General features: G+C 50.4%; 18 protein-coding genes and 1 pseudogene. 7 read left to right on the top strand and 12 right to left on the bottom strand.

Annotated elements, in window-relative coordinates:
* Positions 1 to 39: 39 nt before the first annotated feature.
* On the top strand, positions 40 to 726 hold the full coding sequence (locus tag H6F88_RS19840) for an HAD family hydrolase (RefSeq protein WP_190644461.1): 687 nt from the start codon (positions 40 to 42) through the stop codon (positions 724 to 726).
* A gap of 189 nt (positions 727 to 915) precedes the next feature.
* On the top strand, positions 916 to 1,932 hold the full coding sequence (locus H6F88_RS19835) for a TOBE-like domain-containing protein (RefSeq protein ID WP_190644460.1): 1,017 nt from the start codon (positions 916 to 918) through the stop codon (positions 1,930 to 1,932).
* A 38-nt stretch (positions 1,933 to 1,970) separates the two neighbouring features.
* Here H6F88_RS19835 and H6F88_RS33475 read toward each other — a convergent pair.
* A pseudogene (locus H6F88_RS33475) lies at positions 1,971 to 2,294 on the bottom strand (dihydroorotase); the annotation flags it as partial.
* 461 nt (positions 2,295 to 2,755) lie between these two features.
* On the opposite strand from H6F88_RS33475, the gene lepB reads away from it, so the two are divergent.
* Positions 2,756 to 3,289 (top strand): signal peptidase I, encoded by a 534-nt coding sequence (gene lepB / locus H6F88_RS19825; protein WP_347277327.1) that lies wholly within the window; start codon positions 2,756 to 2,758, stop codon positions 3,287 to 3,289.
* Positions 3,290 to 3,339: 50 nt separating this feature from the next.
* On the opposite strand, the gene H6F88_RS19820 is transcribed toward lepB, so the two are convergent.
* From H6F88_RS19820 to H6F88_RS19800, 5 genes are all read right to left on the bottom strand, one after another.
* A complete protein-coding gene (locus H6F88_RS19820) occupies positions 3,340 to 4,578 on the bottom strand; it encodes a NupC/NupG family nucleoside CNT transporter (RefSeq protein WP_190644459.1) in 1,239 nt (412 codons plus the stop codon).
* Positions 4,579 to 4,606: 28 nt separating this feature from the next.
* Positions 4,607 to 5,422: a creatininase family protein gene (locus H6F88_RS19815; protein ID WP_190644518.1), complete on the bottom strand. Its 816-nt coding sequence runs from the start codon at positions 5,420 to 5,422 to the stop codon at positions 4,607 to 4,609.
* Between the two features lie 264 nt (positions 5,423 to 5,686).
* A complete protein-coding gene (locus H6F88_RS19810; protein WP_190644458.1) occupies positions 5,687 to 6,331 on the bottom strand; it encodes a hypothetical protein in 645 nt (214 codons plus the stop codon).
* 484 nt (positions 6,332 to 6,815) lie between these two features.
* Positions 6,816 to 8,615, bottom strand: a complete 1,800-nt coding sequence (locus H6F88_RS19805; protein ID WP_190644457.1) for an alpha/beta hydrolase — start codon at positions 8,613 to 8,615, stop codon at positions 6,816 to 6,818.
* A 15-nt stretch (positions 8,616 to 8,630) separates the two neighbouring features.
* Positions 8,631 to 9,725, bottom strand: a complete 1,095-nt coding sequence (locus H6F88_RS19800) for a tetratricopeptide repeat protein (protein WP_206756457.1) — start codon at positions 9,723 to 9,725, stop codon at positions 8,631 to 8,633.
* 316 nt (positions 9,726 to 10,041) lie between these two features.
* On the opposite strand from H6F88_RS19800, the gene H6F88_RS19795 reads away from it, so the two are divergent.
* Both H6F88_RS19795 and H6F88_RS19790 read left to right on the top strand, forming a co-directional pair.
* On the top strand, positions 10,042 to 10,368 hold the full coding sequence (locus H6F88_RS19795; RefSeq protein ID WP_190644456.1) for a YbjQ family protein: 327 nt from the start codon (positions 10,042 to 10,044) through the stop codon (positions 10,366 to 10,368).
* A 126-nt stretch (positions 10,369 to 10,494) separates the two neighbouring features.
* Positions 10,495 to 11,121, top strand: coding sequence for a hypothetical protein (locus H6F88_RS19790; protein ID WP_190644455.1), 627 nt, complete (start codon positions 10,495 to 10,497; stop codon positions 11,119 to 11,121).
* 124 nt (positions 11,122 to 11,245) lie between these two features.
* On the opposite strand, the gene H6F88_RS19785 is transcribed toward H6F88_RS19790, so the two are convergent.
* Entirely contained in the window at positions 11,246 to 11,407 is a 162-nt protein-coding gene (locus H6F88_RS19785; protein ID WP_190644454.1) for a hypothetical protein, read from the bottom strand.
* A 63-nt stretch (positions 11,408 to 11,470) separates the two neighbouring features.
* Complete coding sequence (locus tag H6F88_RS19780; protein WP_190644453.1) at positions 11,471 to 13,615, bottom strand: pentapeptide repeat-containing protein; 2,145 nt, start codon at positions 13,613 to 13,615, stop codon at positions 11,471 to 11,473.
* Positions 13,616 to 14,206: 591 nt separating this feature from the next.
* On the opposite strand from H6F88_RS19780, the gene H6F88_RS19775 reads away from it, so the two are divergent.
* Positions 14,207 to 15,064: an IS110 family transposase gene (locus tag H6F88_RS19775; protein WP_277882209.1), complete on the top strand. Its 858-nt coding sequence runs from the start codon at positions 14,207 to 14,209 to the stop codon at positions 15,062 to 15,064.
* Between the two features lie 74 nt (positions 15,065 to 15,138).
* Here H6F88_RS19775 and metH read toward each other — a convergent pair whose 3' ends face one another.
* Complete coding sequence (gene metH, locus H6F88_RS19770; RefSeq protein ID WP_190644452.1) at positions 15,139 to 18,753, bottom strand: methionine synthase; 3,615 nt, start codon at positions 18,751 to 18,753, stop codon at positions 15,139 to 15,141.
* A gap of 122 nt (positions 18,754 to 18,875) precedes the next feature.
* Here metH and cutA point away from each other — a divergent pair, with 122 nt between their 5' ends.
* Complete coding sequence (gene cutA, locus H6F88_RS19765) at positions 18,876 to 19,229, top strand: divalent-cation tolerance protein CutA (RefSeq protein WP_190644451.1); 354 nt, start codon at positions 18,876 to 18,878, stop codon at positions 19,227 to 19,229.
* Positions 19,230 to 19,305: 76 nt separating this feature from the next.
* Here the strand turns inward: cutA and metK are convergent, their stop codons facing one another.
* The 3 genes from metK to H6F88_RS19750 form a co-directional block, all read right to left on the bottom strand.
* A complete protein-coding gene (gene metK, locus H6F88_RS19760) occupies positions 19,306 to 20,568 on the bottom strand; it encodes a methionine adenosyltransferase (protein ID WP_190644450.1) in 1,263 nt (420 codons plus the stop codon).
* 109 nt (positions 20,569 to 20,677) lie between these two features.
* Positions 20,678 to 21,433 carry an HAD family hydrolase gene (locus H6F88_RS19755; RefSeq protein WP_190644449.1) on the bottom strand — a complete coding sequence of 252 codons (756 nt, stop codon included), beginning with the start codon at positions 21,431 to 21,433 and terminating at the stop codon, positions 20,678 to 20,680.
* 91 nt (positions 21,434 to 21,524) lie between these two features.
* Positions 21,525 to 22,520, bottom strand: coding sequence for a 30S ribosomal protein S1 (locus H6F88_RS19750; protein WP_190644448.1), 996 nt, complete (start codon positions 22,518 to 22,520; stop codon positions 21,525 to 21,527).
* Positions 22,521 to 22,979 lie beyond the last annotated feature (459 nt).

Here is a 22,979-nt window from a genome sequence, read left to right as displayed (position 1 = left end):
GATGTAACGTTAGCTATTGCTCTAGGTAGGTAGACGCTGATGAAGCATCCCAAGGTGATTTTTTTGGATGCCGTTGGCACGCTATTTGGCGTGAAAGGCAGCGTGGGCGAAGTTTATGGTTCGCTGGCTCGCCAATTTGGAGTAGTGGTAGAGGCTGAAGTCCTGGATAATGCTTTCTTCCAAAGCTTCCGGGCAGCCTCTCCAATGGCATTTCCGAGGGTGTCACGGTCAGAGATTCCAGAGCGAGAATTTGCCTGGTGGTGGGCGATCGCCGCTCAAACGTTCCAAAAAGCCGGAGTGTTAGACCAATTCACTGATTTCTCAGCGTTTTTTACCGTTCTCTACAGCCACTTCGAGACAGCTGAACCCTGGCTCGTTTATCCTGACATTCGCTCTACGCTGGTGCAGTGGCGCGATCAGGGCGTTGAACTGGGGGTTGTTTCTAACTTTGACTCTCGTATTTACGCCGTCCTATCTGCTCTGGAGCTAGCCGAATTCTTTAGCTCGGTCACCATTTCCACAGAAGTGGGGGCTGCAAAGCCTGATCCCCAAGTTTTTGCGACCGCATTGCAGAAACATAACTGTTCTCCCGGTGAGGCATGGCACATTGGCGATAGCTTTAAAGAAGATTATGAAGGCGCAAAAGCTGCTGGACTGAGAGCTATCTGGCTTAAGCGAGCAAGCGTCTCCATTCCGGCTCCTTCTCTCAGCGGGGTAAGGAGCTAGATACAGATTCTTGCTTAACCGATTCACCGTTTAGTTATAAGAATTTGTGGTATAAATCTACAGTAAATTTATAAAGTAGCTGGGGATCGTTGAGCGTGAGACAGTAGCATCAAATTTAAGGACTGAGATGAAGTGCTGATAATTTGCTGCTATCAAGGTCATTTCCCTTCAGCATGAGGTCTGGTTGCAGTGGGCATTGTTATTGAGAATGTTTCAAAGCAGTTTGGCAGCTTTCAAGCGGTCGATCAAGTTGATTTAAAAATCAAGACCGGATCGCTGGTCGCTCTGCTTGGGCCTTCAGGATCAGGCAAATCTACGCTGCTACGGTTGATTGCTGGGTTAGAACAACCCGACACAGGCAGAGTCATTCTCACGGGTAGAGACGCGACCCATGAAACTGTTCAGGACCGCAACATCGGCTTTGTGTTTCAGCATTACGCCTTGTTCAAGCACCTGACTGTGCGTAAGAATATCGCTTTTGGCATGGAGATTCGCAAAACACCCAAGGCGAAAGTCAAAGCAAAGGTGGAAGAACTGCTGGAGTTGGTGCAGTTGGCAGGGTTGGGCGATCGCTACCCCTCTCAGCTCTCTGGCGGTCAGCGTCAACGGGTTGCTCTGGCAAGAGCGCTAGCTGTGGAGCCAAAAGTGCTGCTGCTTGACGAACCCTTTGGGGCACTTGATGCCAAAGTGCGAAAAGATCTGCGGGCCTGGCTGCGTCGTCTACATGATGAAGTCCACGTGACGACCGTCTTCGTTACCCACGACCAGGAAGAGGCAATGGAAGTCTCGGATGAACTCGTCGTTATGAACAAGGGCAAGGTTGAGCAGGTCGGCAGTCCCGCCCAGATATACGACAATCCGGCTAGCGCCTTTGTGATGAGCTTTATTGGTCCAGTCAATGTGTTGCCCAGCACATCCCATATTTTTCAAGGGAATGGGTTTGACTCGGCTCACCCAGAGGTTTTTCTGCGTCCTCAAGACGTACTAATCGAAACGCAGCCTAACGGCACTACCGTTGCCGCCAGAGTTACTCGCCTGATTCATCTGGGTTGGGAAGTGCAGGCAGAGTTAGCGCTGGACGACGGACAGGTCGTCACGGCTCATTTGACTCGCGATCGCTTTGACCAACTCAAACTAGAGCCACAGCAGCGAGTTTTTGTGAAACCCAAAGAAGCTAAGGCATTCCCGCTGTATTACTCAATCTGATGAAGGTTTCGACGCAATTTGTCGTCCAGTGCAGCCTAAGTTGTAGTCAGCGGTCGTGTGTTAGGCATCTCCAGACAGGAAGTTACGCCCCCTTTGGCACAAGCACAGCTTGCAGCAAACAAGTATTCTCTATGTTCCAGACCAGGCTCGCGAAAGTGAACCTGGGGATCGAGCACTCCTGGCAACAAACTCAGACCCAGTGCGTCAATTTCCTGGACGGGCGATCGCTCCCCCGTAGATAGTTCTAGAGATAGGTCTGGAGCGATGCGAGTAATTTGGCGATCGCGAACCTCCATCTCTCTCAGCAAAAACTCACCACCTGGCAGCAAAATCTGGGCATGACGAATCAATAGATGGGTAATAACAGATGGGTAACACTAGACATGATTAGCTATAGTTTCTACGAGTAGTCAAATTTGTTTGTACAGTTGAAGTAGAGACAAAGTAGTTATAAGACCAATTTTCTAACGTTCTAATCAAAATTCTGGTCAAGGCAACCTCTAACTACTAGGCTAAAATCCTGATTCAACCTAAAACCTGCAGCTTAGTGCTCAAAATCGCTATATTTTTGTGACTAGTACAGTTTATGACCCGTTTTCAGCAATCCGTGCCTGATAACTTTGACCACAGTGAACACAACGGTGCTAATAGTTTAGAGCCCTCAATGCCTACTCCATCCGACCACAACCCCAATCCAGAAGCCGAGCTTCATCCTGTAACTAATCAACCTGTTCCCATCAGCCCATCAGAGGCAGATGGCTCACAGTTACCAGTTGCTCCCGAGCCACCGGGGGGGCATCACAAAGTCGCAGAAAATCCCTGGATAGAGGGGCTAAAGACGATTGGACTGAGTGCAATTCTAGCCTTTGGGATTCGTCAAATTGTGGCAGAGGCCCGCTATATTCCTTCTGAATCGATGCTGCCAACCCTGGAAGTCAACGATCGCCTGATCGTGGAGAAAGTCAGCTATCGATTTAGTAATCCTGAGCGGGGAGACATTGTGGTGTTTTGGCCGACAGATCGGCTGAAACAAGAAAATCCCTCGATGAAAGACGCGTTCATTAAACGGGTCATTGGTTTACCGGGAGAAACTATTGAGGTTCGTGGAGGGCGAGTTTATGTAAACGGACAAGCCCTGCGAGAAAACTACATCGCTGCTGAACCAGAGTATCAGTGGGGTCCAGAAGTCGTGCCCGAAGATTCTTACCTGGTTCTAGGTGATAACCGCAACAACAGCTACGATAGCCACTTTTGGGGCTACGTTCCACGAGAGAACATTATCGGCAGAGCTGCTGTGCGCTTTTGGCCACCCGGACGAGTTGGAGAGTTAGGACCGGAGCCGGAGTATCGGGAGTAGGATTTTAAAGGTTAGCTTTCGTGCGGGAAGCGGATGAAAAATTAACTTTTTTACAAAAGCATTCCAGCGATCGCTGCTGTCATAAAACAAGCTAGCGTGCCTCCAATCATGGCTCGAACGCCTAAGCGAGCGAGGTCATGTTGGCGGTCGGGAGCAATTCCGCCGATGCCACCGATTTGAATGCCAATGGAGCCGATGTTGGCAAAACCGCAGAGGGCATAGGTGGTAATGATTGCGGCTCGTTCTGAAATGGTGGCGGTTGTTTCTGTGCCTGCGGAACTGGTACCCGCGCCGATTAGTTCGCTCAGGTCTAGATAAGCAATGAATTCGTTCAGAATCGTCCTTTTGCCCAGTAAGGCTCCTACCTGAAGACAATCTGCCCAAGGAACGCCCATTAGCCAGGCGATCGGGGCTAGCAGGTAGCCGAGAATCAGCTCCAGGGAAAGGTTGGACAGACCAACTAAACTGCCCAACCAGCCCAACAAAGCATTAAACATTGCCAGCAAGGCCAGAAATGCAATGATCATAGCGGCAACGTTGAGGGCAAGCTTTAAGCCGTCGATCGCTCCACTTGCAGCGGCATCAATTACATTGACAGAAGTACGCTCGACTTTTATCTTGATATCGCCCGCTGTTGGTGAATCTTCGGTTTCGGGGTAAAGCAGCTTAGAAATTGCCAGAGCAGCGGGGGCAGACATCACCGATGCGGCGATCAGGTGCTCTGCTGGAATACCGAAGGAAACGTAGGCTGCCAGTACGCCACCTGCTATGGTCGCAAACCCACCTGTCATCACAGCATGTAGCTCTGACTGGGTCATGGAAGAAACGTAAGGCTTAATCAACAGCGGTGCTTCGGTTTGTCCGACAAAGATATTGCCTGCTGCTGAGAGCGATTCCGAACCTGAGGTTCGCATGGTTCGCATCATCAACCAGGCAATCCATTGGACGATGCGCTGTAAGATGCCGTAGTGATAAAGCACACCAATGAAGGCGGAGAAAAAGATGATGGTTGGCAAAACTTTGAAGGCAAAGAAGAAATCTTCAAAGTTTTCACCAAAGACAAAGGATGCGCCTGCATCAGAAAAGTTGAGAAATTGCGTCACTAAATTGCCGATGCATTCAAAAATGACAAAGCCGATGAGAGTTCTGAGGATAAATAGGGCAAAAAATAGCTGTAGCGCAACTCCCCACAGCACAGGCGTCCAGCGCACAGCTTGCCGATTGGTTGAAAACAAATAGGCGATCGCAATGAAAATCAGCAGCCCGAACAGTGAAATGAGACGCTCCATAAGCTTTCTGTAGGGGTAGATGTCCCAATTAGTATTTTCCTTTCCAGGCAGATGGCTGCTGAAATTTGTATATATCCTGGATGACCTGAACCCAACCGTCAGATACGGAGTCAAGCAGGCGATCGCCCTTTTCTTTAGTTGCCACTGTTGGATCGCCCAACACGCCACTCTGGCTTAGATCACGAGTCGTCCAGGCAAAAGGCAATTTTCCTTCCATGCTGAGTAAACTCTCTTCGGGCAACCCATGAGGATACTCTGCTACCGCTTTCTGCATTTGTACCTGGTCGGGCAAAATCGAGAGCATCAGGCTCGTTTCGGCATCACCTGCATGAATGCCCAGTTCTTTTTCCTTGGGCGAAAGAAACTCACTTGCACAGTGAGGCACTCGCCAGGTAAATAGGGGAAATACCATGAAATCTTCGTGCTGCTGGTGCAAATCTCGCGCCACAATTTCTATGACTTGAGGCTGTCCACCGTGGGAGTTAAGCAGCACCAGTTTGCGAAACCCCGCACGATACACGCTTTCAGCAACCTCAGTCAGAGTCGCGATTAAGGTTTGAGCGCTCAGGGTAATCGTTCCTGGAAAGTGCCAGTGCTCGTTGGATTTGCCGTAATACAACGGCGGCAACGCATAGGCAGGAATCTCAGAATTCAGTTTTTCTAAGGCCTTTCCCAAGACCGCTACCCCAATTGCGGCATCCACGATCAACGGCAGATGCGGGCCGTGTTGCTCGATCGCCCCCACGGGTTGAAGCAACACCACATTTGCCTTGTCGGGCATCGCTTGAACCTCAGTCCAGGTGAGATATGGAAAGAACCTGTTAGGTGGAATAAAGCTATGCATACAGTCCCCGTAGTCACAATCGGGCATTGCTGATGTGATGTATGAATTTCGTAGGGGCATGGCAATACCATGCCCCTACAGAGGGGATCAAGATCCGTAAATCATACCCACATTCAGTAACGCTCACGCTCGTATTCTACAAAGTCGAGGTGACTTCAGACTGTAGCGAAACGTCACTTCAGTCATCTACTGCAATCAATGCAATCAAGATTGAGAGCGAAACCTTCAGGTTTCACCCTTAATGCTTCAGAATCAGTAACCCAATTATCCGTTGTAGTCGATGTAATCGGTGCGTCGGGTTCTAGGTTGGGCAGGTGGTAAGAACTGCTGCTCAACGTAGGGATAGGAGGGGGGAATGTTGGGCTGATGAATGATGTGAGTGGTGTTTCGAGGTGGCTGGCGTTGGGGTAAGAGCAACACAATGATGACGCAAATAAAGACGACGCTGCCGCCTACGATCAGCACCAACACTAAACCGCCCACCATCCAAAGAACACCTGATTGAGAGGAGTTTTGATCCAGGGAGCTTTCGTCTGCTCGTCGAGTCGTAATATCTGCAACCGATTGCTGTTGTTCCTGAAGCTGAGCCAGGACTTGCTCAATCTCGTCTTCCTGGTTTTGCAGGCGCGACTCTAGCCTTGTGATGGTCGTTTCCTGATCGTCTAGCTTGTCTTCTAGAGCATCGGCGATCGCCCGCTGTCGGTCTAATTCTCGCTGCAACTGAGAACTATCAGAATCTCCTAGCCCGCTAGCTGAAGGGGGAACGGGTAATGGCGACTGCTGCTCTGTCACAGCCGGAGAAGACTGCATCTCAGTGGGGGACGAAAACGGCAAACCTGCTCGCAGCAACAACACTGCTGCGAATCCTGTGACCGCACAGCCAGCTAAAAACGCCGTAGTATCGCTCATGGTTTTGATAATTTTGCTGCGGTTAAACTACGGCAACGAAACCAGATACTCTATTCACCCCTTGACCCAGCCCTCGACTAAACCTGACTTGATGCATAAAGTCAACCGAGTAGATGCAGGATAAATACTAACACCATACTCTGCTCTATTCTTACCTCACCAGGATTTTCCGACAATTTAGACGGGCGATCGCAAAAAAAATTAATTTAACGTGAGTTCGGGATAAGAAATCGTCAGAACCCCTGATTTTTCGTACCTCATTTCGTTGCAGTGAATCAAGCTATTGTCAGCAAGGTCCACAGATGCAATTTTTCTCAATAAACAACCTTATTGAGAAGAGCCTACAGCAATACCCTTTGCCTAAAGCCTTTTATACCAAACCTTGCAGCGTTTAGCTTAACCCGAACTCACGTTAATTTAGTTGGAGCCACTAGTTCTGGGTTGAAGTTCCATTGCCTATCAGCCATCAACCGTTAGTCATCACCTAGTCATCACCCATTGAGCGCTGGGGCAAAAGCAGAATTTGGTCATGGGGGTCACATCGCTCCAGCTCCTGACGGATCTCTGCCTCAGAAGGATTGTCATTTTGCATGAGGAATTGCAAGAACTTGAAGGTCGGCGCGTAAGTGCGAAAGTAGCCACCGTGTACATCAATCTTGCCCAGCAGATAAGGCAGGATGTTTCCCAAATCGATCAGCAGGGCTGTGAATGGATTTAACCCCAGCCCGATCGCATTCACACCTACCATTCTGGAGCAGTCGAGATAATTGAAGCTTTCAAACAAGTCATAGGCAGACGTTGCTTCGACTGCCCGTCTGGAGAGCAGCGCGTTGCGAATCCACAGCATATCCTTTGGTTTGTTGGCTCGTCTGAGGTAGATATTGCCCAAGCGCAAACCTGACATTTCAATGCTGGGTTCGGTAAACCAGTTGCTCAAGATTGAGAGGTAGCGCAAGACGATATCGCGATCGCTCGACATCAGGTAAATTTGCTCACAGCGCCGAATTGCCGAGCGGACGTAGTTATTTCTGCCTTCCTGGATTAGCTCTAGCGGAATATCTGGAGATGCCAGGATCAGCTTGCCTAAATCCAAGCATTCGCCCATTTGCTTTTCTTGCTCGGTGGCGCGATCGTCTTTACCAAAGCGATCAGAAAGGACGCGCAGGGTGTTGACGACAACTAAACCACCCATGCTGTGTCCGACCAGGTTAACTTTGGTGCGAATGCTTTTGGGTAAGTCAACCGACTCTTTTAGGGAAGCCGCAGGGGCTTGAAGCTGCTTGAGAACCCGATCGAGCCGCCAAAAGAACTCTGCTAAATCAGGCGCACCATAGTGAACGGCTCGATAGCGATCGCGCTGATAGACAACTGCCCGCAACAGCCCAAAAGCAAGTAGCCACAGCACAAACACAATGACTGGAAAAGTCCAATACCAGCGAACTTGCAAGGGCAAGACTAAATCATAGAGCAATGCCAAAAGGAGACTGGGCAATAAACTGATGACAAAAAGACTGCCGACAAATTTGAGCAAAATTCCGACATTGCTAACCAAATCTTTGAGCAAACCCAGGTTAAAGAAGGGCTGTTCGCTGGGCCAGTGATAGCCGACGTAGAGATGCTGCGCTGAAATCGTGTTAGTGCTTTGTAAGGCATCTGCCTCCTCCGCAAAGCCGTCATAGAAGCCCTTGGCGGGGGTGGCATAGCCATGAGTACGCAGCGTCAGCGTGTTGACATTCTGTTTCTGAATTGTCCGAGCTAGCTCGTCTATGTTGAACAGGGGGCGAAAGCGATGGTTAGGCGGTAGCCGCCGTTCGACCTTTAAAGATACGGAAGCAGTGCTGACGACCAGGTAAACATGAGGATTCTGGCGATCGCCATACACTTCAAAGTTGCGACTGATTGCCTGAGTAAACTGTTTTTGCTTCCAGCTATTCAGAGTTTTGATCACAAATACTTCGTTTACTTCTTGGCAGAAACCAGGATATTTTTCGTGACATTCACCCAGATTCTGAAAGTCATTGTGGAGCTGGCAGTAGACCAGCAATTCCTGATGGAGCGCTTCAGCGATCGCTGCTTCACTCGATTTGCCTGCATAGGTTCTTGCATCAGCCCCATGCTCAGCCTTATAGGCAAGCTGCACCACACGCGCCTTTGTCCACCAGTCTGAGAAGGGGGCTGAGTTGCGAATGATGCCGCCGAGCCAGCGCTGATCGACCTGACTGGCTTCGGCGTTTTTCCACCGAAACGGTAGGGATTCAGAAGTGTAGCAGCGCTCAACGCTCATGGGTTTCTATCCAACTTAGCGAATTTCATCCAGCACTTCTTCCACCTTTTCTACGCCTTCGGCATTGTTTTGCTGTTGATAGAGCGTGAGTGCCTGCTCTAAATTGGCGATCGCTTCATCCGTGCGATTGCGCCCTTGCAGCGCCAACCCCAGCTCATAAAATCCTTCTGGATTTTGAGGGGCAAGCTCGACCAGTCGCCGATACGCCACAATCGCCCGAAGATAATCTCCCTTTTCCAGCAGCACGCTGCCGATCAGGGCTTGTGCCTCTGGTGAATTTGGTTCTGCCGAAGCACCCCGCTGATAGGACACAAGCGCCTGGTCTAAATTTCCTTGAGCCCTAAAGATGTCACCAATTTGCAAGTGAATTTGAGCATTGCGCGGTTCCAGGCTAGCGGCTTGTTCAAAAGCGGTTAGTCCATTCGCAAGGTCACCCGAATTTACCAGAGCTACCCCTAAATTTAGCTGAATACTGCCCCGTCGTGGGTTAAGCTGCAAGGCCCGTCGGAGGGTCTCCACTGCTTCTGTATACCGTTCTTGCTGAATTAGCACAGACCCCATTGACTCAAACACGACTGCATTGTTGGGGTTCAAAGCTGCTACCTGCTGATAGGCTTGCAGTGCGCCTTCATAGTCTTCTTGCCGAACTAGTACAACCCCCAAGCCGAGGTAAGCATCAACGTTGTTGCGTTCTAGCTGAGTGCTTCGGCGGTATGCTTCGGCAGCTCCGCTGTAGTCCTCCAGATTTGCCAGGCTGTAACCCAGGGCGTAGTAAAAAGCGGCATTATCATTGTCCAGGGCGATCGCCTGCTGATAAGCCGTTGCCGCCTCCTGGTAGTTATTTTGCCGCGCCTGCAAGTAGCCAATTCCTGAAAAGATGCGGGCATTTTCTGGGTCGATGCTAGCGGCTTGCTGATAGGTCGCCAGTGCTCCTGCATAATCTCCTGCATTAACCTGTTGCCGCCCTTGCCGCAGCAGGTCATTAAGCTGCCGATTATTATTTTGCGCCAGCAGAACACCCTGCGTTTGCCGACCCTGTACCTGAGCTTGAGTGGGTTGAGCGATCGCCCCCAACAGCCCTGACATGACTACACTGGCTGTCAATGTCATCAATGCAGCCGATCGTGGCCAATTTATGGCTTGACAGATGGCACCACCGACAGCTTGTTTATTCACAGCTTGCTTATTCACAGCCAACCCCGCGCATTTCCTACCGTTGTTTACTTTGTTGATTAGCTACAGCGATCTGAAAACCAGATCAGGACTCATTTACGATGACAGGTTAAACGGATTTCTAGAACAGAAATCTACCGAGAAACATATCCAGACACAAGACCTTGACTCCCAAGCATGATTTGATCCGCTTGATCGTTGTCTGATCGCAGAATGGTAGTGTCATGAAAGAATCTTGTGAGAGGGCAAGGGAATGATTTTATCAACAACTGACGTAATTCAGGGAGCAGTGGTCGAATCTTACCTGGGAGTCGTCACGGCAGAAGTGGTTTACGGCAGCAACGCGCTGAGAGATTTTTTTGCTGGAATTCGCGACATCATTGGAGGGCGCACTGCCAGCTACGAGCGAGTGTTTGAAAAGGGGCAGCAAGAGGCGATCGCCGAATTGGGGCTACGTGCTGAGCGACTAGGTGCCAATGCAGTCATCGGTATCGAAATAGACACAGGCACCATTAACATTGACGAAACTGGAGCCCTGTTGCTGATTACCGCCACCGGAACAGCCGTCCGGCTGCGCTAGTAGAATTCTCCCTTCCGAAAGAGCCGTGACCTCCCCTCAGGGGAGAGAAAAAGAGCAGTGGACTGATCCTAAAGTAGAGGCTCAGATAACTGCTAGAAAAACGAATTGGCAAGGGAGTTCACTTGTATGACATATGCAAATCGGCCCGGTGTAGTAGAGCCTGTTGTTGCAGCCACAGATTATCATGACCGGGTTAGATGGGGTCCCATCCTTGCTGGTCTGGTTATTGCCTTAGTCTCACAGTTGATTTTGAGTGCGCTTGGAGCGGCGATCGGTCTAACGACGCTTGCAGGTTCAAACGCACCTAACAGTGCTGCTGGAGAGGTGGGTACCGCTGTTGGCATCTGGACAGTCATCAGTTTATTAATCTCGCTATTTTTGGGTAGTTGGGTGATGGCTCGGAGTTGCGGACCCATGAACCGCAACACTGGATTGCTAAATGGTGCAATCCTTTGGGCAACCACTTTAGCGCTCAGCGCATGGCTGCTTACCAGCGGTGTGTCGGGACTGTTTGGTATTGTTGCGTCTAACGCTGGAGAAGTCATTAATCAGGTGCAGCCTGCCGGTGGTGTAGAAGTTCCTGACCCCAGTGTAGCTAATACAACACCTCAGGAAACCCGCGACATTGCAGGCAACGCTGCTAAAGCAGGTTGGTCGTTTGTAATTGGTTCTTTGTTGAGCTTAGCCGCTTCCCTGATTGGGGCTTCGGCTGGTACTCGGACTCCTCGCGTTGCAACGTATGTAGAACGCTAGAGGTACAGACCGCAGATTTAGTTGTGGTGTCTCTCCAATCAGCACGTTTTACAAACTTGGGTAAGACGTGCTTTTTCTATAAATGTGTTGTGTGAAGGGTAGCGTGGCTTTGCCGGGCTATCCTTCACGCTTTAAAGGAGTGATTAGCTTCTTTAGGATTTCGTATAGCTGCTCGATAGTTCCGCACAGCTCCTTTACGGTTCCGCGTAGCTTCTTGGCGATCGCGCATAGCTGCTGAATAGATCTCGTAGGATGCGTTGGGCGATCGCTGTAACGCATCATTCACCACTCGGTGCGTTACGCTGTCGCTAACACACCCTACACATTGAATGAGCAGGAGTTACGCTTCCTAAACCAGAACCCCTAATACCCGCAAAATCATCGGTAAGAGTTTGCTGCACGCCTCTACGATCTCCGCCGTCTCCGGTAAACCTTTCAAAGTCGCCTCAAACATCTTCTTTGCCCTTCGCACCAATCCCTCTTTCTGAGCGGGTTCTTCGGTTTGCTGTGCCGCTGCGAGGTTTTGCACCTGCTCTAGCAGGTCGGCTTTGTCAGGGTTGGGCAGGTCAGCGTCGGTTTCGATCGCCGCTTGCAGTTGAGTCAGTAGGTCTTTTAGGGTGGGGCGACCGCCACCTCCATCATCCGGCAACTGGTTAATCGTATTCGTTACGCTGCCGCTGATTTCGCCCAGGTTAAGCGTTGAACCTGTGAGCGTGAAATCTCTGCCAACACTAATGTTGCGGCTTTGGTCGCTGCTATTATTCATAAGCTTATTCTCATTAAGGATGCTGAGAGGTCTATTTGCCAGAGAGTTGATCACTCCCCACATATTGACGCTTTGTTCCCGGTAAATCGTAATTTCACTTTCTTTAGCTTGCAATTCAGCGCGATACTTAGCTTCTAAAGTTTTGAGAGCTAGTTCGTACTGCTGATTAAACTCATCGTGAATTTTTTCCTTATTTGCATCTGGCAGGACGCTGACCCGCACCACGACGACTCCATCTCCTTTATTCTCGATACTTTGAATTTCTAAGGGCGTGTCTTCGTTTTCTACCTGCACCTGTTGAAAGGCAGCCACAAACGCCTTCCAGTCCACTCCGTTGCGAAAAATCAGATCAACTGTGCTCAGGATTTCTTGAAATAGCTTTGTAAACTCTCCAGGGGCAAAATTGCCACTACTGGGACGACGTTCTTGCTGGTGACGCAGGAGATAGACATACTGACAATCCACTTGCTCCAAAATCGTCTGGCTATCAACATTCCAGGCTTCCAGACAAGCTCCAGTCAAGTAGGCTCCAGTGAAATCGGTGTGGAGAACCAACGCTTCAGCCAACATAGCCCCTTTTAGGTTGGCGTGTCGCAAGGTGGCACAGGTCAAGTCTGCTAAGGTCAAGTCAGCCTGCTCTAAATTGGCACCATTCAAGTTAGCGGTGCGGAAATTGGCATCAACATAAGATTTCTTATAACCATCACGAGTCACCAGCAGTTCCTGCACGGCTGGATTTGCCAGCATGGAATTGCCAACCCTAGCGCGATCGAGCCGTTGGGCATCTTGCCAACACACCCATTCCAAGCTCGTTTCTCGTTTTTGAGTGTTTGTAAAATTCGTGCCTTTCAATATGGCTTTGGTGAAGTTTGCTGAGGTGAGAGCGGCACCACGAAAAGAGGTGCCACCCATAGCCGCAAAACCAACACCAAGCGTGCGGATCAAAGCAAATTTCTCATCTCCCTTGAGGGCACGACGACTACAATAGATGCCCAGGAGCAGACTAGCGACTGCGACTGCGACTGCACCTATGAATGCGCCTGCGGCTGCTACTGCGACTACGACTGCACCTGCGATTGCGCCTACGACTGCGCCTGTGGCTGCTACTGCTACTGCGACCGTGCCTGCGAATGCACCTGCACCTGTGACTGCGACCGTAACTGCTACTGCTACTGCTACTGCGACCGCTACTGCGACTTGGATTGCGCCTACAACTGCGCCTGCGACTTCGATTGTGAATGGGCTTAGGATTGCGATTGTGATTGCGACCGCCACTGCGACTGCAACCACAATCGCAATCGTACTTGCAGCTTTAGACGTAAAGCCCTGACGAGCGATCGCTGTGAATGTAATAGGAATGATGATGCAGTAAGCGACCGTGGTAGGCAAGTATGCTGCATAGTAGCGCCAGTCATAGCCATCCCACCAGCGGGGAAAGTGGTAGGCGACGTAATAGCCAAAGTAACCTTGCAGTACACCTGCTAGAACTGCAATTATCAGCAAAAGCAGCAGTTGCCCAACGACCCAGCGCCGTTGTACTCCAGCTACAGCTCGCGTGAAGTTTGCTCCTTGTAGCTGAGCCTCGGCAAAGTCCGTGCCGCGAATATCTGCTTCGCTGAAGTCTGCCCCAGAGAGATCCTGTCCCTTAAACAACTGTCCCCGCAAGTTTACCCTGCGAAAGTCTCGTTCTCCGGCAGCGTAACGGCTTAGAACTTCGCTGGCTTTCATAGGGGCGAGGGAGAGAGGGGCTGTTGTTTTGATACAGCGATAGCATAAAAATTTCGGCAGAGGAAGATTTCTCCTGAATCTTTTGCCTCGTTTCTAGGCTCGGTCTGGAAATGCTGCTCATACGGAATCCGTTTCGTAAAGCAGCACGATTGGGTGTACGGGCGAAGCATTCGGCAAAAGAATTGTGCTTCAGTGGCAGGAATTGTGACCGAATGCTTCGCCCCTTGTATGTAAGCGCAAGTATCAGTGAGACTGCTGATAGACCCGGTCAGGAGTGAAGTACTCTGATTCGCCCCTAAGGATAACCAAGCCCGTTGGTAGATTAGACCTCAGCCTGACGGTGCGCTTTGTTTCTTTTCCAGCGGAGTCTGAACGAGTATCACAGAGTGGTATCAACTCGACCACTACCCTGCATGACAAGGACAGAACCGCCATTGGAGTGGGCTTTTCTACGTCAAAGGAGTAGGTCAAATGGAGTGCAGCTATCTCGGTCTCGATATTGGTAAAACCAAAATTCATGCCGCTTTACTAGTGGGAGTGCGATCTGCCAAACGCAAAGTAGTTGCCAATGATGAGCGTGGACATTAAGAACTGGTCGAGTGGCTCAAACGGCAAAGGGTGGAGCAGTTGCACGCTTGTCTGGAAGCAACCAGTACTTATGGTCATGCGATTGCCCACTGCTTGCACGCCTGTGGCTATCGGGTGAGTATTGCCAATCCCAAAGCGGTGCAAGCGTATGGTCAAAGCCGCATGAGTCGCACGAAAACCGATGCGGTTGATGCCGTTCTGATTGCTCAGTACTGTCGTGACCTCAAGCCCCATGCTTGGACACCCCCCGCACCAGAGGTGGAACAGTTGCAACAGATGGCACGGCGTTTACAAGCCCTCGACGGGATGATCGCTCAAGAGAAGAACCGTTTGGAAACCGTCTCTCAAGACTTGAGAGCGGACATCGAGTGTCATATTGCTTTCATGGCACAGCAACAGGACAAGCTGCGCCAACAGATGCAACAGCACATTGACCAGCATCCTCACCTCAAGGGGCAACAACAGTTGCTCGATTCGATTCCAGGCATTGGCAAAGATACCGCCGCTCGCCTGTTAGGGGAATTGGGCAATTGGCCAACCTTTGCTTCAGCTCGGCAACTGGCTGCTCATGCAGGCGTCACCCCGCAAGAGAAAACCTCGGGAACTTCGGTTCATGGCAAGCCTCGATTATCCAAGTTAGGCAATACACGGTTGCGAAAGCTGCTGTTCTTCCCAGCACTCACCCTATTGCGCTGGAATGATTCGATTCAACATTGGCGGGACTCCTTACTCAAACGCGGCAAAACCAAAAAGCAGGTCGTCGGCGCAGTCATGCACAAGGTTACTCGTTGGATCTTTGCTGTCTTGCATTCTCACAAGCTGTTTGACCCCAACCTTGCATTCCCCGTTCAACCTGCTTGACTTCAACCCATATCCACAGTATCTACCGCTGCCACTACTCTACAAACGGATTGCCAATCCCTAATCCCCAATACCTAAGCGCTAAAATACTTCGCCACCGGATGATGAGCCACGATCGCCGTTGTCGATTGCTCTGGGTAAAGCTGTTCGCTTTCGTCCATATGCAGGTGAATGCGATCGCCCCCCAGCAATTCCAGTAGCTTGTACTGGTCTTGAATGTTGGGGCAAGCCGGATAGCCAAAGCTATAGCGTGAGCCACGATAGCGTTGCGCCAGAATGTCTCGCAGATTATCTGGCTCCTCAGCAGCAAAGCCTAACTCCTGACGAATTCGAGCGTGAGTCCACTCTGCCACTGCTTCCGCCACCTGCACCGCTAGCCCGTGGAAATAGAGGTAGTCGGTGTACTGGTTGGAGCCAAACAGCTTTCGAGCGTATTCCGTGGCAACTTCACCCACCGTCACAGCCTGCATGGGGAATACGTCAATCAGACCCGTTTCTTTGGATGAATAGAAGTCAGCAATGCAAAGACGACGGAGCGATCGCTGACGCGGGAAGTTGAAGGTAGCAATTGCTTCCGATTCCCCTTTTTGCAATACGTCTACAGGAATTGCCGGGTCGTACAGGTGAAGCGAATTTCCTTCAGACTGACAAGGGAAATAGCCATAAACCACCTGAGGATGCAGCAAATTCTGCTCTACAACCTGCTGTTTCCAGGTTTCCAGAATCGGGTAAACCTTGTCTGCTAAGAACTGGTCATAGTCCTCACGAGACTGCTCTTTGGGTTTGCGGAATTGCCACTGTCCTGCGATCAATGCCTGCAAATCTAGATAGGCAAACAGTTCCTTAAAGGGAATGTCTGTGGGCTGCAAGATTTTGGTACCCCAGAAGGGAGGAGCAGGGGGAGTGAGCAGGGGAACGGCTTCGGAGCGTCGGGTGTCTTCAGGAGTTTGGGGGCTAGAGGCTAGGGACTGGGGGCTGGGGGTTGGAGAGGACTGGGGTTGTGCGCTGGTTTCTGCCGTACTGACTTCGTTGAGGAAGCCCTGGAGATCGTCCCAGTTTGCCTGGGCTTTGGCGGGCATCAGTTTGTCCATGAAGTGCAGATCTGAGAAGGCATCTTTGCCATAGATCACTTTGCCTTTGTAGGTGTTTTGGCAATCTTCGTAGACAAATTTGGGGGTGAGGGCTGCGCCACCCAGAATCACAGGAACGGTGATGCCGCGTTCGTTGAACACCTCCAGGTTTTCTTTCATGAAGGCGGTTGATTTGACCAGCAAGCCACTCATGGCGATGCAATCGGCTTTGTGGGTTTCGTAGGCATCAATGATGTTGTCAACGGGCTGCTTGATGCCCAGGTTGATTACTTTGTAGCCGTTGTTCGACAGGATAATATCGACTAGATTCTTGCCGATGTCGTGAACGTCGCCTTTAACGGTGGCAATGATGAAGGTGCCCTTTGCCTGGCTGGAATCTTCCTTTTCCATGAAGGGTTCCAGGTAAGCAACGGCGGCTTTCATCGTTTCTGCGGATTGCAGCACGAAAGGAAGCTGCATCTGCCCGGAACCAAACAGTTCACCAACGACTTTCATGCCATCAAGCAAAAAGGTGTTAATGATTTCTAGGGGCGGGTATTTTTCTAGCGCTTTGGTGAGCTGTTCTTCTAGCCCAATTCGTTCGCCGTCAATGATGTGGCGGGTGAGCCGCTCTTCCACAGGCAGGTTTTCGTCCTGGCTGCGATCGCGCTTCGTTGTCGCCCCTTCAAACAGCGTCGTCAACTCTGCTAGCGGGTCGTAAACGCAAATATCCCCTTCAAATTTACGCTCGTCAAAGATCAGTTGACGGCACACTTCCTGATGTTTGGGGTCAATCTTAGCGAGCGGCAAGATCTTGTTAGGGCTGACGATTGCCGCATCTAGCCCCACCTCCATCGACAGATGCAAGAACATCGAGTTCAACGCCATCCGTGCCGCTGGATTCAAGCCAAAGGAGACATTGGAAATGCCCAAAACAATATGACATCCCGGCAACTCTGCCCGAATTCGCTGGATTGCATCGATTGTCGCTTTGCCATTCGCCCGATCCTCTTCGATTCCGGTAGAAATGGGTAACGCTAAGGGGTCGTAGAAGATTTCGTAAGCTGGAATGCCAAACTCTAAAGCATCTCGGTAGGCGCGTTGGGCGATCGCAAATTTCCTCTCCGCTGTTCGCGCCATCCCCTCCTCATCAATTGTGCCGACGACGACTCCCGCGCCATACTGTTTCGCTAGTTCCAGCACCTTAAAGAAGCGCTCGTCGCCGTCCTCGTAGTTAGTCGAGTTGAGCAAGCACTTGCCGCCTGCCACCTTCAGCCCCGCTTCCATCTTTTGCCACTCAGTCGAGTCCAGCATCAGCGGCAGCGTCACATTCGTCACCAGGCGCGACACCAGTTCTCGCATATCGCGCACCCCGTCCCGTCCAACGTAATCAACGTTGACATCTAAAACGTGCGCCCCTTCTCGCACCTGCGCCTTTGCCAAAGACACTAACCCATCCCAGTCTTCCGCATTCAGCAAATCCCGACACTTCTTCGAGCCACTTGCATTCAGCCGCTCTCCAATGATCAAAAAGGAATTGTCCTGGTCGTAAGGCTGAGCAGTATAGATCGAGGCCGCAGCAGGGGTGTAGTTCGGGGAATGGGGTGTGGGGTGTAGGGTGTGGGGTATGGCAGCTTGTTCCCTAACCTGTGCCTCCCTAACCTCCCGTTGCTTCGGAGTCAGCGTTGGCGCAACTTCTGCTAACTGACGAATGTGATCGGGTCGGGTGCCACAGCAGCCACCAACCACTTGCACACCCAGGTCTTCAACGAAGTGCATGAGAGCCATTCGCAGTTCCAGAGGGGTGAGTTTGTAGTGAGCGTGTCCACCGACGTTTTCGGGGATTCCAGCGTTGGGAATGCAAGAAATGACGAAGGGCGAATTGGCAGACAAATAGCGAATGTGTTCTGCCATGCGATCGGGACCAGTAGCGCAGTTTAGCCCCAGGATGTCAATTGGGTAAGGTTCCAGAATAGACAACATGGCGCTGACATCAGAACCAACCAGCATCGTACCCTGAAGTTCCATCGTCACGGAAACCATCAGCGATCGCCGCTCTCCTTTCTTCTGGAAGACCTCCTCGATCGCATTCAGCGCTGCCTTAATTTGCAGTACGTCCTGGCAAGTTTCCACAATGAATAGATCTACGCCGCCGTCAAATAGCCCTTCTGCCTGCTCTGCAAAGGATGCCTTTATCGTGTCGTAGTCGATGTGTCCCAATGTCGGCAGCTTCGTGGTTGGGCCCATTGATCCTGCGACAAATCGCGGCTTTTCAGGCGTAGAGTACTCCGCTGCGACCCGTTTTGCTAATTCAGCCGCTCTTTTGTTGAGCGAGTAAGCCTGATCTGCCAGGTCATACTCTGCTAGCACGATAGAGGCAGCGCCGAACGTATCGGTTTCGATCACGTCTGCCCCGGCTTCTAAAAATTCTCGGTGTACCTGTTCCACCGCTCCGGGCTTGGTTTCTACCAAATACTCATTGCAGCCCTCATATTCTGCGCCGCCAAAGTCCTCAGCCGTCAGGTTTTGTGTCTGAAGTGACGTACCCATTGCCCCATCAAACACGATTACGGGGCGATCGGGGCTGTGTAGGCGGGAAAGAAAAGAATTTGTCGTCATAAGGGGAAATGACCTTTGGGCAGAAAATCCAGATAAGTTCTAGATTATCAACCTCACCCCATTTCTGCTGAGCATAGGATGGAAATACGCAATGTTTGCTGTTTAATTGTTGAAAATTTAGGATGACTCAGAATCTTAATCAATATGGGGTGGTGCTAGTTACGGCAGCTTCAAGGGCAGAGGCAGAGGCGATTGCCCAAACCCTGATTCAAGCTCGTCTTGCAGCTTGTGTGAGTCTCATGCCGATTCAGTCTGTTTACACCTGGCAAGGCAAGGTTCACCTGGAAGAAGAATGGCAACTGATGATTAAAACTGACCTGAACCAATTTGCTGACCTGGAAGCTAAAATTCGCGAAATTCACTCCTACGAGGTTCCCGAAATTATTGCTCTTCCAATTTTGGCAGGTTCACAGCCTTATCTAAACTGGATTGCTGAGCAAACCCAATCCGTGAAAAAAGATATGGAGAGGCAGTAGTCCTAAAAGCAATAAGCTTCTATTGTGCGGTTTACTCGCACAATAGAAGCTTATTGCTTAATATCGGCTTCAGCCTTTACACCGCTGCGCCTGACAGTAAGTGAGATGCTGCTTCTTTGAGCAGAACAGCTTTGTCGGTTTGCTCCCAAGGAAGGTCTAGATCGGTGCGTCCAAAGTGACCATAGGCTGCAACGTCTTGATAGAAGCGTCCGTCGCGATCGCCCGGTAGCCGGTTCAGGTTAAATTCCTGAATGATTCCCGCAGGGCGTAGCTCAAAATGTTCTTTGACTAGCTCAAGCAGGCGTTCATCATCGATTGTGCCAGTACCAAAGGTTTCTACCATGATGCTGACCGGACGAGCCACACCAATTGCATAGCTGAGCTGAACTTCGCATTTTTCCGCTAGCCCTGCTGCCACGATATTTTTTGCTGCATATCGAGCTGCATACGCTGCGCTGCGATCGACCTTTGTGGGATCTTTTCCAGAGAAAGCGCCACCGCCATGACGAGAATAGCCGCCATAAGTATCAACAATAATTTTGCGCCCGGTTAATCCAGAATCGCCCTGAGGACCACCGATTACAAACTTGCCTGTTGGGTTAACCAAGAAGCGAGTACTTTCGTCTGGCTTGATATCGATATCTGCAAAAACAGGCTGTACAACTAGTGCCCAAAGATCTTTTCTAATCCGAGCCTGTACTGCTGCCTCATCTGTGATGTCGTCGATAGTTGCAGTGTGCTGGGTTGAAACCAGAATTGTATCGATTCCAACAGGCCGTCCCCCTTCATAGGCAACTGTCACTTGAGTTTTGCCATCGGGGCGCAAGTAAGTTAGTTGTCCTGTTTTGCGAACTGCTGCCAGTTTGCGCGAAATGCGGTGTGCCAAACTGATTGGCAAAGGCATTAACTCTGGAGTCTCATTGCAGGCAAAGCCAAACATCAAGCCCTGATCGCCTGCGCCTACTGCATCTAGCTCTTCTTCGCTCTTCTGCTCTCGGGTTTCCTGAGCCTGGTCAACACCTTGGGCAATATCAGGAGACTGGGCATCCAGGGCAACCATGACCGCGCAACTATGGGCAGAGAAGCCATTAATCGCGTCAGTGTAACCAATTTCGGCAATTTTCTGCCGTACCAGGTCAACATAATTAACCTGAGCTTTGGATGAAATCTCACCCGTGACCAGCACCAGACCTGTGTTGACGACAACTTCAGCGGCAACCCGGCTAGCAGCATCCTGTGACAGAAGAGCATCCAGGATGGTATCCGAAATTTGATCGCAGATCTTGTCGGGATGACCTTCAGTAACCGATTCAGAAGTAAAGAGGTAGCGACGAGACAAGGGCAATGACCTCTCTTAGGCTAGATGGACAAAAAGATAGGGATAAGAATGGAGATTACCATACTTAGGATTCGGAACAAATAGCATAGCGCGTTTTCTTGTTCGGTGATCACCGAACCGGAGTTTGGGCGATCGCGATCTGGATGTCACTAAACAGTCCAGCTAAGACATCAGCCTCTAAGGCAAAAGGGCTTGTCCAACCCCAGGTAACTCCAATGCAGCCCGCAACATTTGCTGCACGAGCCATCTGAATATCAGCCTGGGAATCTCCGACCACTAGCGTTGCCTCCGGCTTAACCGCTAAACGACGGCAGGCTTCCTGCAAGAGGGCGGGATCTGGTTTGCTATATCCTTCGTCTGACCCCATTTGAAGCTGAAAGTAGGGCTCTAGCTGATAGCGATCGCTAAAATCTTTAACCCCAGGGGTGGTATCTGCCGAGAGAATGCCTAACTTTAGCCCTGCTGCCGTCAACGTTTGAAGTAGCTCCCGTCCAGCTTCAAAAAATGGCGTGTGATCAGCTTTTCGTGGCATTGAGCGATCGGCTTCAATAAAGGCTGAGTGAGCCATGTTCAGTGCTTCAATCCAATCGCGTCCAGTTTCAGCAATGTAGGCAGCAGCGGCAATTTCACTGTCTCGGCGACTGCCAACAGCCATCATTCCAGCAGGATTGATGCGATCGCCTTCCACCCCAAAGGCCATCAGCAATGGCTCTTGCACACCGGGAATCTGAGCGTCAATGAGACGCGATCGCCGATGTGCCAAGTTCCGCAAGAAAAGCTCGGAGTTAGCCAGCGTTCCATCTTTGTCAAAGATGACCGCCTGAATATTAGTGAACGTAGCGTCTTTACAGCGAATCGTGACCAAGCAACCTCCGACAAAAAATTTGGGGCAGCACAGATTCTCTGCACCACCCCAAATTATGCCTTGAAGCCCACTAGTTTGGCAGCTTTAGCAGCTACTCAGTCACTAAAATTGGTTCTTCCTCAGCTGACACGTCTTCATCTAAGACGATTTCTTCCTCTTCTGGCTCTTCTTCTGGCTCTTCTGACTGCGGTTGAGAGAGCTGCATCATGCGCTCACGATACTTGGCAGCCATTTCCTCAGCTTTGTCGTAGACCAGGTCAGGGTTTTTCACCATATCACCGGGTTCTGGCTCCAATTGCTTGGTTGAGAGCGAAATCCGACCTCGCTCTGCGTCCAGGTCAATAATCATCACCTTGACTTCGTCGTTAACGTTGAAGACGCTGTGAGGCGTATCAATGTGATCGTGAGAAATCTCGGAAATGTGGAGTAGACCACTTACACCGCCAATATCGATGAATGCACCGTAAGGCTTGAGTCCACGCACGGTACCAATAACCACTTCGCCCACTTCCAAGCGGTTCATCTTGCGCTCAACCAAAGCACGGCGATGGCTCAGCACCAGACGGTTGCGATCTTCATCAACTTCCAAAAACTTCAGCGGAAGCTCTTCGCCCACCAAATCTTCTTTGGGTTTGCGAGTGCTGATGTGAGAACCGGGGATAAATCCTCTCAGTCCTTCAATTCGCACGAGCGCACCGCCCCGGTTCGTTGCAAACACGTTAGAACGAACGGTCGCATCTTCTGTCTGAAGTTGACGAACCCTTTCCCAAGCTCGCATGTACTCAATGCGACGAATAGAGAGGGTAAGCTGTCCATCTTCATTTTCATCGGTCAGGATGAAAAACTCGCGAGTTTCGTTGGATTGTAGCACCTCATCGGGGCTATCAATCCGGTTGATTGACATCTCTTGGATTGGAATGTAAGCAGCGGTCTTAGCACCAATGTCAATCAGAGCGCCTCTCGGCTCAAGACTAAAAACTGTCCCGGCGACGATGTCTCCAGGGCTGAAATGGTAGTCATATTTGTCGAGAAGGGCGGCAAAGTCTTCGTGAGTAAAGCCAATATCTATTTTTTCCTGATTGACCATGCTAATTGTTTCCTAGTGGTTTCTCCGTAATGGTAGTGGTCTCTTATTGATGCATACGCACTGCTCTAAATGTGCATCTGTAGCAAGCATCCTAATAGCTCTTATTGTATGAGATTTGCATCTCAGCAGCATTTGACCCTAGACGAACTATCATAACCCAATTAAATCCCTTCGATATACTCTTTTGAATGGATTTAGAGAGATTCAGTAACCAGCAATCAATCGGAGATAAAAAATTCGCTTTTCTGAACGAGCAATCCTACGGATGAAATAGGGAAGGGTGATTCTAACTCGTCTGCTTTAGGTGCTCAAACGACTAGAAGAACGATTCTCAACAAATATATAAGTGCTGGTAAATACAAGTTTCACCTGCATCAAAACGCTGCGCTTCGACCCCTACGCCTCAAGGATGGGGGATTTCCAACTCTAAGCTCACGATTGCAAGAACTTTCAAAGTTC

Source organism: Oculatella sp. FACHB-28, from assembly GCF_014696015.1.
GTDB lineage: Bacteria > Cyanobacteriota > Cyanobacteriia > Elainellales > Elainellaceae > JAAUTN01.
The sequence above is the reverse complement of the archived record's forward strand: the minus strand, read 5'-3'. Positions and strand labels throughout refer to the sequence as shown.

Excerpts from the sequence above, each read along its gene's own strand:
- H6F88_RS19840 (WP_190644461.1), top strand. The coding sequence starts at position 40 with ATGAAGCATCCCAAGGTGATTTTTTTGGATGCCGTTGGCACGCTATTT.
- H6F88_RS19820 (WP_190644459.1), bottom strand. The coding sequence starts at position 4,578 with ATGGAGCGTCTCATTTCACTGTTCGGGCTGCTGATTTTCATTGCGATC.
- H6F88_RS19815 (WP_190644518.1), bottom strand. The coding sequence starts at position 5,422 with ATGCATAGCTTTATTCCACCTAACAGGTTCTTTCCATATCTCACCTGG.
- H6F88_RS19810 (WP_190644458.1), bottom strand. The coding sequence starts at position 6,331 with ATGAGCGATACTACGGCGTTTTTAGCTGGCTGTGCGGTCACAGGATTC.
- H6F88_RS19805 (WP_190644457.1), bottom strand. The coding sequence starts at position 8,615 with ATGAGCGTTGAGCGCTGCTACACTTCTGAATCCCTACCGTTTCGGTGG.
- H6F88_RS19800 (WP_206756457.1), bottom strand. The coding sequence starts at position 9,725 with ATGACATTGACAGCCAGTGTAGTCATGTCAGGGCTGTTGGGGGCGATC.
- H6F88_RS19795 (WP_190644456.1), top strand. The coding sequence starts at position 10,042 with ATGATTTTATCAACAACTGACGTAATTCAGGGAGCAGTGGTCGAATCT.
- H6F88_RS19790 (WP_190644455.1), top strand. The coding sequence starts at position 10,495 with ATGACATATGCAAATCGGCCCGGTGTAGTAGAGCCTGTTGTTGCAGCC.
- H6F88_RS19780 (WP_190644453.1), bottom strand. The coding sequence starts at position 13,615 with ATGAAAGCCAGCGAAGTTCTAAGCCGTTACGCTGCCGGAGAACGAGAC.
- metH (WP_190644452.1), bottom strand. The coding sequence starts at position 18,753 with ATGACGACAAATTCTTTTCTTTCCCGCCTACACAGCCCCGATCGCCCC.
- cutA (WP_190644451.1), top strand. The coding sequence starts at position 18,876 with ATGACTCAGAATCTTAATCAATATGGGGTGGTGCTAGTTACGGCAGCT.
- H6F88_RS19750 (WP_190644448.1), bottom strand. The coding sequence starts at position 22,520 with ATGGTCAATCAGGAAAAAATAGATATTGGCTTTACTCACGAAGACTTT.